The following is a 12,361-nucleotide window of genomic DNA, read 5'->3' on the forward strand; positions in this document are numbered from 1 at the left end:
CCCATGTCCCGTTCCGAATCCCTGTTCGCCCAAGCCCAGAAGCACATCCCAGGTGGCGTCAACTCGCCGGTCCGCGCCTTCAAGAGCGTCGGCGGCACCCCGCTGTTCTTCAAGCATGCCGAAGGCGCCTATGTCGTCGACGAAGACGACAAGCGCTATGTTGACTATGTGGGTTCGTGGGGCCCGATGATCCTCGGCCACGGCCACCCACAGGTGCTCGACGCGGTGCGCAACCAGTTGCAGCACGGCTTGTCCTACGGCGCGCCGACCGCCATGGAAACCGAGATGGCAGACCTTGTCTGCTCGCTGGTGCCGTCCATGGAAATGGTACGCATGGTCAGCTCCGGCACCGAAGCCACCATGAGCGCGATCCGCCTGGCCCGGGGTTACACCGGCCGCGACGCCATCATCAAGTTCGAAGGCTGCTACCACGGCCACTCCGACAGCTTGCTGGTCAAGGCCGGCTCCGGTTTGCTGACCCAGGGCGTGCCAAGCTCGGCAGGCGTGCCGGCGGACTTCGCCAAGCACACCCTGACCCTGCCGTTCAACGACATCGCTGCAGTCGAGAAGACCCTGGCCGAAGTCGGCCAGACCGTAGCCTGCATCATCGTCGAGCCAGTGGCCGGCAACATGAATTGCGTACCGCCAGCGCCTGGTTTCCTCGAAGGCCTGCGCGAGCAGTGCGACAAGCACGGCGTAGTGTTGATCTTCGACGAAGTGATGACGGGCTTTCGCGTCTCGCTGGGCGGCGCCCAAGGCTACTACGGCATCACGCCGGACCTGTCGACCTTCGGCAAGATCGTCGGCGGCGGCATGCCGGTCGGCTGTTTCGGCGGCAAGCGCGAGATCATGGGCTGCATCGCCCCGCTGGGCCCTGTGTATCAGGCCGGTACCCTGTCGGGTAACCCGCTGGCCATGGCCGCAGGCCTGACCACGCTGAAGCTGATCAGCCGCCCGGGCTTCCACGACGAGCTGAGCGGCTTCACCAGCCGCATGCTCGACGGCCTGCAGCAGCGCGCAGATGCCGCTGGCGTGCCGTTCGTGACAACCCAGGCAGGTGCCATGTTCGGCCTGTACTTCAGCGGCGCCGACGATATCGTCACCTTCGATGACGTGATGGCCAGCGATGCCGAGCGCTTCAAGCGCTTCTTCCACCTGATGCTCGACGGTGGCGTCTACCTGGCACCTAGCGCGTTCGAGGCCGGCTTTACCTCGATCGCACACGGTGACAAGGAGCTGCAGATCACCCTGGATGCGGCTGAGCGGGCATTTGCCGCACTGAAGTAAAGCGCGGTCAGAGCTCTTCGCCGGGTAAACCCGCGAAGAGCTCTGGCGATAAATGCCCGTCCATCACCAGTAACTTTTCCCACCGGTACATAAATTCGAGTAAAACTTTGTAAGGTTGGCGCTGCTTATCCCATAATGTGCCACCAGAGACATTGGCCGTAGCTTTGCAGAGGTAAGTCGATCCCCATGAACCGCACCGGCCGCGCCCTTGCCCTGGGCTGCCTGTTGCTTCTTCAGCCCCTGCTGGCACTGGCGGAGGGCGGTAACTCGTTGCTGATTCCTGCAACGGGGCGCTGCACGCTCAATGTCCAGCCAGAGGACCAGCAAAACGCCCTCAAGGCTTGCGAGCAGATGGCGGCGACCGGGGACGCCCAGGCGCAGTACGAACTGGGTGAGTACTACTACGCGCAAACCCCCAAAGACCTGAAAATGGCCTTGGACTGGTTCGAAAAAGCCTCGCTGCAGGGCCATGCACAAGCCCAGTATCGCCTTGGCGGCATGTTCTTTCATGGTGAAGGGGTCGAGGCCAACAACGTACAGGCCTATATCCTGCTGAAAATGGCGGCGGTCAACGGTGCCGAAGATGCGCTGGACATGGCCGACGAAGTCACCGAGCAGATGCCCCGCGATGAACTGGAGCATGCCACCCAGGTGCTCGGCCAGATTTTCCGCAAATACCTGCTGGAACTGCAAAGCGCCGAAGGGCGCACGCCGTTCTCGCCGCTCCCCTGACTCGCTTTACTTCTCTGGCATCGGCATAGGGAACGGCATCACATTGCCACTTCCCTTGGCTTCGCTGATCTTGGCCGTGCCCAGGCGCTCGACCTCGTCGATACGCACGATCGAGTGCATCGGCACGAAGCTGCGGATCACACCTTCGAACTGGTTCTTGAGCTTCTCTTCGCTCGGGTCGACCACGATCTGGGTGCGCTCCCCAAAAACGAATTCCTCGATTTCCAGGAAGCCCCACAGGTCGCTCTGATAGATCTGTTTGGCATACATCTCGAAGACCTGCCCCTGATTGAGGAAGATCACTTTATAGATGGCGGGTTCGCGTTTGCTCATGTTTGCCGGGATAACACATGCGTAAGAAAAGGCGCGCATCATAACAGACAGGCCCGTTGATCTGTGCCGCCGATACCGTTGAACGTTTCAGTGCTTTCGCCCCTGCCCTTCAAGGGTTATTCTTGAGTTCACCATTATTGCCGTCGAGCGGCTAAAAACGACCTTGAACGCACCCATACAACCTCATCGCTTCATCCTCGAACCCTTCGAGGCCCACCGCTTCGCCAACCTGTGCGGCCAGTTCGACGAGCACTTGCGCCTGATCGAACAACGCCTGGCTATCGAAATCCGCAACCGCGGCAATCAATTCGAGCTGATCGGCGAACCCAAGACAACCTCTGCTGCCGAGCAACTGCTGCGCCGCCTCTATCGCGAGGCCAAGGCCACCGAGCTGTCGCCGGAAACCGTGCACCTGTACCTGCAGGAGTCGACCGTCGAGAACATCGATAACCCGGCAGTCAACGAGGTCAGCGTTTCCCTGCGCACGCGCAAGGGCAACATTCGCCCACGCGGCGTCAACCAGCAGCGCTACGTCAAGGAAATCCTGGCCAACGACATCAACTTCGGCGTAGGCCCGGCCGGTACCGGCAAGACTTACCTGGCCGTGGCCTGCGCCGTCGATGCCCTGGAGCGCGAGCAGGTGCGCCGCATCCTGCTGGTGCGCCCGGCGGTCGAGGCCGGCGAAAAGCTTGGCTTCCTGCCTGGCGACCTGGCCCAGAAGATCGACCCGTACCTGCGCCCGCTGTACGACGCCCTGTACGAAATGCTCGGCTTCGAGCACGTGGCCAAGCTGATCGAGCGCCAGGTGATCGAGATCGCCCCGCTGGCCTACATGCGCGGCCGTACCTTGAACAACAGTTTCATCATCCTCGACGAGAGCCAGAACACCACGCTCGAGCAGATGAAAATGTTCCTGACCCGTATCGGCTTCGGCTCCACTGCGGTGATCACCGGCGACATCACCCAGGTCGACCTGCCACGTGGCACCAAGTCGGGCCTGGCTCATGTGATCGAGGTGCTCAAGGACGTTCCGGGTATCAGTTTTACCCACTTCCAACCCAAAGATGTGGTTCGTCACCCACTGGTGCAGCGCATTGTCGAGGCCTATGACCGCTTCGATGCCCGCCAGGCCAAGCCCGAGGCGCCCGGCAAAGATGCTTGAACTTGACCTGCAGCGCGCCACGGATGCCGCCACCCCTGACGATGCCGCTTTGCGCGCCTGGTGCGAACTGGCCTTGCGCCAGCGCAGCGCCGACTCGGAAATGACCATCCGTCTGGTCGACGAAGCCGAAGGCCGCGAGCTCAACCACACCTACCGGCACAAAGACTACGCGACCAATGTGCTGTCGTTCCCGGCCGATGTGCCCGATGAACTGCTCGATATCCCGCTGCTGGGCGACCTGGTGATCTGCGTGCCGGTGGTCGAGCGTGAGGCTGCCGAACAGGGCAAGTCGCTGCAAGCGCATTGGGCGCACCTGGTCATCCACGGCTGCCTGCACCTGCTTGGCTACGACCACATCGAAGACGATGAGGCCGAGGAAATGGAAGCGCTGGAACGGGAATTGCTGGCAGAACTGGGTCACCCTGACCCGTATGCCGATGATGAAAACGATTCAATCACACACTGATACTGCAAGGATCACGAGAAACGCCATGAGCGAAGATCGATCGAGCAACGGGCAGAAGTCCTGGCTGGGTAAACTGACCCAGGCTTTTGCCCATGAGCCGAAAAACCGCCAGGAGCTCCTCGAGCTGCTGCGCGAAGCCCATCAGAACAAGCTGCTCGACAGCGAAGCGCTGACCATCGTCGAAGGCGCCATCCAGGTCGCCGACCTGCAGGTACGCGACATCATGGTGCCGCGTTCGCAAATGATCAGCATCAAGGCTACCCAGTCGCCTCGCGAATTCCTGCCGGCCGTCATCGACGCCGCGCACTCGCGTTACCCGGTGATCGGCGAAAGCCATGACGATGTGCTCGGGATCCTGCTGGCCAAGGACCTGCTGCCGCTGATCCTCAAAGAGAACGGCGACAGCTTCAACATCAGGGACCTGCTGCGCCCGGCCACGTTCGTGCCCGAGTCCAAGCGCCTGAACGTGCTGCTGCGCGAGTTCCGCGCCAACCACAACCACATGGCCATCGTCATCGACGAGTACGGCGGCGTGGCGGGCCTGGTCACCATCGAGGACGTGCTCGAACAGATCGTCGGCGACATCGAAGACGAGCATGATGTCGAGGAAGACAGCTATATCAAGCCACTGCCCAGCGGCGACTTCCTGGTCAAGGCGCTCACGCCGATCGAGAACTTCAACGAGTTCTTCGACAGCGAGTTCTCCGATGATGAGTTCGACACGGTTGGCGGCCTGGTGATGAGCGCTTTCGGCCACCTGCCCAAGCGCAACGAGACCACTGAGATCGGGCCCTACAAGTTCCGTATTCTCAATGCCGACAGCCGGCGGATACACTTGCTGCGCCTGACCCCGATCACCCGCTAAGGACAAACATGCGTTGGATCACCCGCCCCGGCTGGCCCGGTAACCTGCTGGCCTTGGCGGCCGGCGCCTCTACCCTTCTGGCCCTGGCGCCATTCGACATCTGGCCGCTGGCCCTGTTGTCCATCGCGGTGCTCTACCTCGGCCTGCGCGAGCTCACCCCGCGCCAGGCCATGTGGCGCGGCTGGTGGTTCGGGTTTGGCCTGTACGGGGCCGGCACCTGGTGGATCTACGTCAGCATGAACACCTACGGCGGCGCCTCGCCGCTGCTGGCGATCGTGCTGCTGGTGGCGTTCTTCGCCGCCCTTGCCTGGTTCTTTGCCCTGCCCACCTGGCTGTGGGCGCGCTGGCTGCGCCGCAATGAAGCCCCCTTGGCCGATGCGCTGTGCTTTGCTGCCCTGTGGCTGCTGCAAGAGGCTTTCCGTGGCTGGTTCCTGACCGGCTTCCCCTGGCTTTATGCCGGCTACAGCCAACTGGACGGGCCTTTGGCTGGCCTGGCGCCGCTGGGCGGCGTGTGGCTGATCTCTTTCGCCCTGGCATTGAGCGCGGCGCTGCTGTGCAACCTGCACCGCCTGCGTGCACGCCCATCGTTCCTTGCCGTGGGAGCCTTGTTGCTGCTGGCCCCCTGGGTTGTCGGCATGGCCCTCAAAGACCACGCCTGGACCAAGCCTGCTGGCGACCCACTGACGGTCGCAGCCCTGCAGGGCAACGTCGAACAAGAGCTGAAATGGGACCCGGCGCACATCGATGCACAACTGGCGCTGTACCGCGACATGAGCTTCAGCTCAAAACCGGTGGATCTGCTGGTTTGGCCAGAGACAGCCGTGCCGATCCTCAAGGACCAGGCCCAAGGCTACATCGACGTGATGGGGCGTTTTGCCGCCGACCGGCATTCGGCACTTATCACTGGCGTGCCGGTGCGCGAAGTGGTGCATCAGCAACGCCGCTACTACAACGGCGTGACCGTGACAGGCGAAGGCGATGGCACCTACCTCAAGCAGAAGCTGGTGCCCTTCGGCGAATACGTGCCACTGCAGGACATGCTTCGCGGCCTGATCGAGTTCTTCAACCTGCCGATGTCGGACTTCGCCCGCGGCCCTGAGGACCAGCCACTGCTCCAGGCCAAGGGTTACCAGATTGCCCCGTACATCTGCTACGAGGTGGTCTACCCCGAGTTCGCTGCGGGCTTGGCGGCGCGCAGCGACCTGTTGCTGACCATCAGCAACGACACCTGGTTCGGCACCTCGATCGGCCCGCTGCAGCACCTGCAGATGGCGCAGATGCGCGCGCTGGAAGCCGGCCGCTGGATGATCCGCGCCACCAACAACGGCGTCACCGCCCTGATCGACCCGTTTGGCCGGATTACGGCCCAGGTTCCGCAGTTCCAGCGGGCCGTGCTGTATGGCGAAGTGGTCCCGATGCAGCAACTGACGCCGTACCTGCAGTGGCGCTCGTGGCCGCTGGCGATTGTCTGTGCCTTGCTGCTGGGTTGGGCATTGCTGGCGGGGCGCATAGCCAAGACCGTCTGATCAGGCCGTAGGAGCGGCCTTGTGTCGCGATGGGCTGCGAAGCGGCCCCAGGATATCAGCGGCGCCACAGATATCCTGGGACTGCTGCGCAGTCCATCGCGACACAAGGCCGCTCCTACAAGGGCTCGAGTGCTCTCTTGAATCAATAGAACAATCGATACCCCGCCAACCCTACCGCTTCATTCAGCAATTGCCCGCTCTGCCACATCGCCCGGCTTTCCGGCAGCAACCCGGCAAACGGCCGCGCATGATCCCGCCCAAGGAACCCCATCGGCGCCGGTATCACTTCAAACCCGGCCTGCTCGAAGCTCCAGCGCGAACGTTGCATGTGCCACGCCTGGGTCACCAGCACCACACGCCCAATACCCAGTGGCTTGAGTAATTGCGCGCTGAATTGGGCATTTTCCCACGTGGTTCGGCTGGCCTCTTCCTTCCATTTGACCTCGACAGCGAAATCTTCACGCAGCCGATCCGCCATTAGCCGCGCCTCGCTCGGCGGGGTATCGTAGTGCAAACCGCCACTGGTCAGCACCGGCAAGCCCGAAGCCTTGGCCAGTCGCGCGGCAAAGCGCATACGCTCAAGCGCCGTTGCCGAGGGCTGGTCCTCACCGCCCCAGGCCGGATCACCGCGCTCACGCCCTGCGCCGAGCACGACGATGGCATCCGCCCTGCGCGCCAGGCTGGCCCAATCGCCGGATGCCAGCGGGGGCTCGGTTTCCAGCAGGCGCGCACCGTGCTGCACCACCAGCGGCAGGCTCATCAACCACAACCCACCCAGCCCCAGCACAAAGCACAGCGCCGCCAGCCGCGGGCGCCGGGCGCGCAACCACCAGGCCGCCAGCAACAGCAGGAACAGGATGCCCGGCGGCATCAACCATTGTTTGATGAAAAATCGAATCGGCATCGGCTACACCTCCTTGGCAGGCGTGCAGCCTATGAGGATCGGCGCCGGTCAACAAGTGCGCTGCCGGCGCCGATCGGGTGAAGTGTTTGTTGAATTACCGGGGCGCGATGGCCTGCGCCGGGCGCCCTGAACGGCTAGCGATGTGGCAGCGTCCTGGGTGTCGCCGTCGTGGCGGGGCGTTTCTTGTCCTTGAGCCAGATGATCTTCGCCGATGTCGGTTCCGCATGCGGGTAACTACCGGCGCAGGCATTACGGCGTTCCGGGACCGCGTCCAGGTAAGCCTTGATCACTTCGAACTCTGCATGGCTCAGGCCACGCAACTCCAGCTCGGCTGGCATCTCGTCGCGCAATCGTACCGACGTTCTGGCGACTTCCAGGGCCAGGCCAAGACGGTCGATCAGGCGTTCGTAAAGCTCCGGTTTGATTGCGGGTAGCTGCGTCTCTCCCATCCGTTCACCTCATTGAAGATAAAGAATATCTCCCCCCACACCTGAGCTTAGCGCCGCTTCGAAAAGCAGCCCGATGCAGCGACCAGCGGCCATTCGCAATCAGGGTTTCCCACGATGCGCGGCGCTACTGTATGCTACGGCGTTCACTCTCACGACACCGGAGTGCCGGACGCAGCGAGGTTCCGCTGCCTGGAACAAGGTCTCTTCTCTCTCAGCCAAAAGTAGCCATGCACGAACAATACACGCCCCGTGATATCGAAGCCGCCGCCCAGCATTTCTGGGACGAGCAACAGTCGTTCGCTGTTACCGAACAGCCAGGCAAAGACACCTACTATTGCCTATCGATGTTCCCGTACCCGAGCGGCAAGCTACACATGGGCCACGTGCGCAACTACACCATCGGCGACGTGATTGCCCGCTACCAGCGCATGCTGGGCAAGAACGTCCTGCAACCGATGGGCTGGGACGCTTTCGGCATGCCCGCGGAAAACGCGGCGATGAAAAACAACGTCGCCCCGGCCAAGTGGACATACGAAAACATCGACTACATGAAGACCCAGCTCAAGAGCCTGGGCCTTGCCATCGACTGGGCACGTGAAGTCACCACCTGCAAGCCGGACTACTACCGCTGGGAACAGTGGCTGTTCACCCGCCTGTTCGAAAAAGGCATCATCTACCGCAAGAACGGTACCGTGAACTGGGACCCGGCCGACCAGACCGTGCTCGCCAACGAGCAGGTCATCGACGGCCGCGGCTGGCGTTCGGGCGCGCTGATCGAAAAGCGCGAAATCCCCATGTACTACTTCCGCATCACCGACTACGCCGACGAGCTGCTGGAAAGCCTCGACGAGCTGCCGGGCTGGCCTGAGCAGGTCAAGACCATGCAGCGCAACTGGATCGGCAAGTCGCGCGGCATGGAAGTACAGTTCCCGTACGATCAGGCGAGCATCGGCCACGAAGGTACGCTGAAAGTCTTTACCACCCGTCCGGACACCCTGATGGGCGCGACTTACGTTGCCGTTGCCGCCGAGCACCCATTGGCTACCCAGGCTGCCCAGGGCAACCCGGCGCTGCAGGCATTCATCGACGAGTGCAAGAGCGGCAGCGTTGCCGAGGCCGACATGGCCACCCAGGAGAAGAAGGGCATGCCCACTTCCCTGCTGGTCGAGCACCCCCTGAGCGGTGAAAAGCTGCCGGTATGGGTCGCCAACTATGTGCTGATGCACTACGGCGACGGTGCCGTAATGGCCGTACCGGCCCACGACGAGCGCGACTTCGAGTTCGCCCACAAGTACAACCTGCCGGTCAAGGCTGTGGTGCGCACCAGCGCCGGCGACGAAGTCGGCAGCGAATGGCAGGCGGCCTACGGCGAGCACGGCCAGCTGATCAACTCCGGCGAGTTCGACGGCCTGGACTTCGCTGGTGCCTTCGACGCCATCGAGGCGGCCCTGATCCGCAAGGAGCTGGGCAAATCCCGCACCCAGTTCCGCCTGCGCGACTGGGGCATCAGCCGCCAGCGTTACTGGGGCTGCCCGATCCCGATCATCCACTGCCCGTCCTGCGGCGACGTGCCGGTGCCGGAAGACCAGCTGCCGGTCACCCTGCCAGAGAACGTGGTGCCGGACGGCGCCGGTTCGCCGCTGGCGCGCATGCCCGAGTTCTACGAGTGCAGCTGCCCGAAATGCGGCGCCGCGGCAAAGCGTGAAACCGACACCATGGACACCTTCGTCGAGTCGTCCTGGTACTTCGCCCGCTACGCTTCGCCGAACTACGACAAGGGCCTGGTCGATCCGAAAGCGGCCAACCACTGGTTGCCGGTCGACCAGTACATCGGCGGCATCGAGCACGCCATTCTGCACCTGCTTTACGCGCGCTTCTTCCACAAGCTGATGCGTGACGAAGGCCTGGTCACCTCCAATGAACCGTTCAAGAACCTGCTGACCCAGGGCATGGTGGTCGCCGATACCTACTACCGCGTCGCCAGCAACGGTGGCAAGGACTGGTTCAACCCGGCCGACGTCGAAATCGAGCGCGATGCCAAGGCCAAGATCATTGGCGCACGCCTGAAGACCGACGGCCTGCCGGTGGAAATCGGCGGCACCGAGAAGATGTCGAAGTCGAAGAACAACGGCGTCGACCCACAGTCGATGATCGAAGCCTACGGAGCCGACACCTGCCGCCTGTTCATGATGTTCGCCTCGCCGCCCGACATGAGCCTGGAATGGTCGGACTCTGGCGTCGAAGGTGCAAGCCGCTTCCTGCGTCGTGTCTGGCGCCTGGCCCAGGGCCACGTCAACCAGGGCCTGCCGGGTAAACTGGACCTCGCCACGCTGAACGACGAGCAGAAGGTCATCCGCCGTGCAATTCACGCCGCGATCAAGCAGGCCAGCACCGATGTGGGCCAGTACCACAAGTTCAACACCGCCATCGCCCAGGTGATGACCGTGATGAACGTCCTGGAGAAGGCCCCCCAGGGCACCGAGCAAGACCGTGCGCTGCTGCAAGAGGGCCTGGAGGCCGTCACCTTGTTGCTGGCCCCGATCACCCCGCACATTTCCCACGAACTGTGGAAGGCGCTGGGCCATGAGCAAGCGGTTATCGATGCTGGCTGGCCAGTTGTCGATGAAAGCGCTCTGGTGCAGGACACCGTCACCCTGGTGGTCCAGGTCAACGGCAAACTGCGTGGCCAGGTAGAAATGCCTGCAGCCGCCAGCCGCGAAGAAATCGAAGCCGCCGCCCGCAACAACGAAAATGTCCTGCGCTTCATCGATGGCCTGACCATCCGCAAGGTCATCGTAGTGCCAGGCAAGCTGGTCAACATCGTCGCCAACTGATGGCAACGCCCACCTGCAGCCAGTGCGGGTGGGCGGTATCGGCCCACAAGGGAGCAACAACATGATCAAACGCAATCTGCTGGTATTGGGCCTGGCCATCATGCTCAGCGCCTGCGGTTTCCAGCTGCGCGGCACCGGCACCTCCGAGCTCAGCGTCAAGGAAATGGACGTCAGTGCACGTGATGCCTACGGCCCGACCGTGACTCAACTGCGCGAAGTACTGGAGCGCAGCGGCGTCAATGTGCACACCGGCGCCCCGTATCGCCTGGTACTGACCAACGAACAGCAAACCCAGCGCGCAGCGTCCTACGCCAGCAGCAACCAATCTGCCGAGTACGAACTGACCACAGTGCTCAGCTACAGCATCCTTGGCCTGAACAACCTGGAGCTGATGAGCGACAAGCTGGAAGTGCGCAAAATCTATGTACGCGACGGCGGCAACATCACCGGTTCCGACCAGGAAGCCACTGTTGCCCGCGAAGAAATGCGCCGCGACCTGGTCAACGCCATGGTCGTGCGCCTGCAGATGCTGACGCCGCCTCAGCTGGACCAGTTGCAGCGCGAAGCTGACGAACGCGCCAAGGCCGAAGCCGCCGCACTGGAGGCCGCGCGCAGCCAGCAGGCGGAAACGCCGCAGCAATCTCCGCTGGAAATTCCGGGCAATTAAGCCCGTGCGGGGCACTCCGGTGCCCCGCCTGTTTCCGATGAAGCTCGCCCCCGCCCAACTCAACAAGCACCTGCAAGGCGCTCTGGCCCCGGTATATGTGGTCAGTGGCGACGATCCGCTGCTGTGCCAGGAAGCCGCCGACGCCATACGCAATGCTGCGCGTCAGCAGGGCTTTGACGAGCGCCAGGTGTTCAGCGCCGACGCCAGTTTCGACTGGGGCACCCTGCTGCAGGCGGGCGCCAGCCTGTCCCTGTTCGCCCAACGCCGGCTGCTGGAACTGCGCCTGCCCTCGGGCAAGCCTGGTGACAAAGGCGCAGCGGCGCTGATGGAATACTGCGCCAACCCTGCCGAGGATACCCTGCTGCTGGTCAGCCTGCCCAAACTCGATGGCAGTGCGCAGAAGACCAAGTGGGGCAAGGCCCTGATCGAGGGCAGCCACTGCCAGTTCATCCAGATCTGGCCGGTGGATGCCCAGCAGTTGCCGCAATGGATCAACCAGCGTTTGGCACAGGCCGGCCTTTCGGCCCAGCGTGATGCGGTCGACCTCATTGCCGCACGTGTCGAAGGCAACCTGCTGGCTGCTGCCCAGGAAATCGAAAAGCTCAAGCTGCTCGCCGACGGCAGCCAGGTCACCGTAGACACGGTGCAGGCGGCCGTTGCCGACAGCGCGCGCTTCGATGTCTTCGGCCTGGTCGATGCCATTCTCAATGGCGAAGCTGCGCATGCCCTGCGCATGCTCGAAGGCCTGCGCGGTGAAGGCGTGGAGCCACCTGTGATTCTGTGGGCCCTGGCGCGCGAACTGCGTCTGCTCGCGGGGCTTTCGCAGCAGTTCAGCCAGGGTGTGCCCTTGGACAAGGCCTTCAGCCAGGCCCGCCCACCGGTATGGGACAAGCGCCGGCCGCTGGTCAGCAAAGCCCTGCAGCGCCTGTCGGCGCAGCGCTGGGCGCAGCTGCTGCAGGATGCCCAGCGCATCGATGCACAGATCAAGGGGCAAGCCGTGGGGTCACCATGGACCGGGCTGTCACGCTTGTCATTGCTCATGGCCGGGCAGCGGTTGGCTCTACCGCCTGAGTGACTCAAATACTGGGAGCCTGTTTGCAGCCCCGGTATTTCAAACCATTGACACAATCAATTGG

The 12,361-nt window shown here is 62.9% G+C and carries 12 protein-coding genes; 9 read left to right on the top strand and 3 right to left on the bottom strand.

All coding sequences use genetic code 11. The features are described 5' to 3' along the window. Positions 1-3 precede the first annotated feature (3 nt). Positions 4-1,287 carry a glutamate-1-semialdehyde 2,1-aminomutase gene (hemL, locus tag IWW33_RS08050; protein ID WP_115273497.1) on the top strand — a complete coding sequence of 428 codons (1,284 nt, stop codon included), beginning with the start codon at positions 4-6 and terminating at the stop codon, positions 1,285-1,287. 186 nt (positions 1,288-1,473) lie between these two features. Next, entirely contained in the window at positions 1,474-2,019 is a 546-nt protein-coding gene (locus tag IWW33_RS08055) for a tetratricopeptide repeat protein (protein WP_119688210.1), read from the top strand. A gap of 6 nt (positions 2,020-2,025) precedes the next feature. Here the strand turns inward: IWW33_RS08055 and IWW33_RS08060 are convergent, their stop codons facing one another. Beyond that, the gene (locus IWW33_RS08060) at positions 2,026-2,352 is read right to left on the bottom strand and encodes a DUF1820 family protein (RefSeq protein WP_039601874.1); all 327 of its coding nucleotides are present in this window, start codon (positions 2,350-2,352) and stop codon (positions 2,026-2,028) included. Between the two features lie 163 nt (positions 2,353-2,515). Here IWW33_RS08060 and IWW33_RS08065 point away from each other — a divergent pair, with 163 nt between their 5' ends. From IWW33_RS08065 to lnt, 4 genes are read left to right on the top strand one after another with little or no spacing between them, the layout of a single operon-like run. After that, a complete protein-coding gene (locus tag IWW33_RS08065) occupies positions 2,516-3,514 on the top strand; it encodes a PhoH family protein (RefSeq protein WP_012312570.1) in 999 nt (332 codons plus the stop codon). Further along, positions 3,507-3,980, top strand: a complete 474-nt coding sequence (gene ybeY / locus IWW33_RS08070) for an rRNA maturation RNase YbeY (protein WP_012312569.1) — start codon at positions 3,507-3,509, stop codon at positions 3,978-3,980. The genes IWW33_RS08065 and ybeY overlap by 8 nt, the downstream gene beginning before the upstream one ends. Before the next feature lie 25 nt (positions 3,981-4,005). Continuing rightward, the gene (locus IWW33_RS08075; RefSeq protein WP_046785138.1) at positions 4,006-4,845 is read left to right on the top strand and encodes an HlyC/CorC family transporter; all 840 of its coding nucleotides are present in this window, start codon (positions 4,006-4,008) and stop codon (positions 4,843-4,845) included. Between the two features lie 8 nt (positions 4,846-4,853). After that, positions 4,854-6,371 (top strand): apolipoprotein N-acyltransferase, encoded by a 1,518-nt coding sequence (gene lnt, locus IWW33_RS08080; RefSeq protein ID WP_046785137.1) that lies wholly within the window; start codon positions 4,854-4,856, stop codon positions 6,369-6,371. A 142-nt stretch (positions 6,372-6,513) separates the two neighbouring features. Here the strand turns inward: lnt and IWW33_RS08085 are convergent, their stop codons facing one another. Both IWW33_RS08085 and IWW33_RS08090 read right to left on the bottom strand, forming a co-directional pair. Then, positions 6,514-7,275, bottom strand: coding sequence for a YdcF family protein (locus tag IWW33_RS08085; RefSeq protein ID WP_046785136.1), 762 nt, complete (start codon positions 7,273-7,275; stop codon positions 6,514-6,516). A gap of 134 nt (positions 7,276-7,409) precedes the next feature. After that, the gene (locus IWW33_RS08090) at positions 7,410-7,724 is read right to left on the bottom strand and encodes a hypothetical protein (protein WP_174140979.1); all 315 of its coding nucleotides are present in this window, start codon (positions 7,722-7,724) and stop codon (positions 7,410-7,412) included. Between the two features lie 227 nt (positions 7,725-7,951). On the opposite strand from IWW33_RS08090, the gene leuS reads away from it, so the two are divergent. The 3 genes from leuS (at position 7,952) to holA (ending at position 12,300) form a co-directional block, all read left to right on the top strand. Next, positions 7,952-10,558: a leucine--tRNA ligase gene (gene leuS, locus IWW33_RS08095; protein ID WP_046785135.1), complete on the top strand. Its 2,607-nt coding sequence runs from the start codon at positions 7,952-7,954 to the stop codon at positions 10,556-10,558. A 61-nt stretch (positions 10,559-10,619) separates the two neighbouring features. Beyond that, positions 10,620-11,225, top strand: a complete 606-nt coding sequence (lptE, locus tag IWW33_RS08100; RefSeq protein ID WP_012312563.1) for an LPS assembly lipoprotein LptE — start codon at positions 10,620-10,622, stop codon at positions 11,223-11,225. A 37-nt stretch (positions 11,226-11,262) separates the two neighbouring features. Then, positions 11,263-12,300 carry a DNA polymerase III subunit delta gene (holA, locus tag IWW33_RS08105; RefSeq protein ID WP_119689114.1) on the top strand — a complete coding sequence of 346 codons (1,038 nt, stop codon included), beginning with the start codon at positions 11,263-11,265 and terminating at the stop codon, positions 12,298-12,300. Positions 12,301-12,361 lie beyond the last annotated feature (61 nt).

Origin of the sequence: Pseudomonas sp. M2 (assembly GCF_015751845.1) — a bacterium.
Taxonomy (GTDB): Bacteria; Pseudomonadota; Gammaproteobacteria; order Pseudomonadales; family Pseudomonadaceae; genus Aquipseudomonas; species Aquipseudomonas putida_E.

Excerpts from the sequence above, each read along its gene's own strand:
- hemL (WP_115273497.1), top strand. The coding sequence starts at position 4 with ATGTCCCGTTCCGAATCCCTGTTCGCCCAAGCCCAGAAGCACATCCCA.
- lnt (WP_046785137.1), top strand. The coding sequence starts at position 4,854 with ATGCGTTGGATCACCCGCCCCGGCTGGCCCGGTAACCTGCTGGCCTTG.
- holA (WP_119689114.1), top strand. The coding sequence starts at position 11,263 with ATGAAGCTCGCCCCCGCCCAACTCAACAAGCACCTGCAAGGCGCTCTG.
- IWW33_RS08085 (WP_046785136.1), bottom strand. The coding sequence starts at position 7,275 with ATGCCGATTCGATTTTTCATCAAACAATGGTTGATGCCGCCGGGCATC.
- IWW33_RS08055 (WP_119688210.1), top strand. The coding sequence starts at position 1,474 with ATGAACCGCACCGGCCGCGCCCTTGCCCTGGGCTGCCTGTTGCTTCTT.
- ybeY (WP_012312569.1), top strand. The coding sequence starts at position 3,507 with ATGCTTGAACTTGACCTGCAGCGCGCCACGGATGCCGCCACCCCTGAC.
- IWW33_RS08075 (WP_046785138.1), top strand. The coding sequence starts at position 4,006 with ATGAGCGAAGATCGATCGAGCAACGGGCAGAAGTCCTGGCTGGGTAAA.
- IWW33_RS08090 (WP_174140979.1), bottom strand. The coding sequence starts at position 7,724 with ATGGGAGAGACGCAGCTACCCGCAATCAAACCGGAGCTTTACGAACGC.
- leuS (WP_046785135.1), top strand. The coding sequence starts at position 7,952 with ATGCACGAACAATACACGCCCCGTGATATCGAAGCCGCCGCCCAGCAT.
- lptE (WP_012312563.1), top strand. The coding sequence starts at position 10,620 with ATGATCAAACGCAATCTGCTGGTATTGGGCCTGGCCATCATGCTCAGC.
- IWW33_RS08060 (WP_039601874.1), bottom strand. The coding sequence starts at position 2,352 with ATGAGCAAACGCGAACCCGCCATCTATAAAGTGATCTTCCTCAATCAG.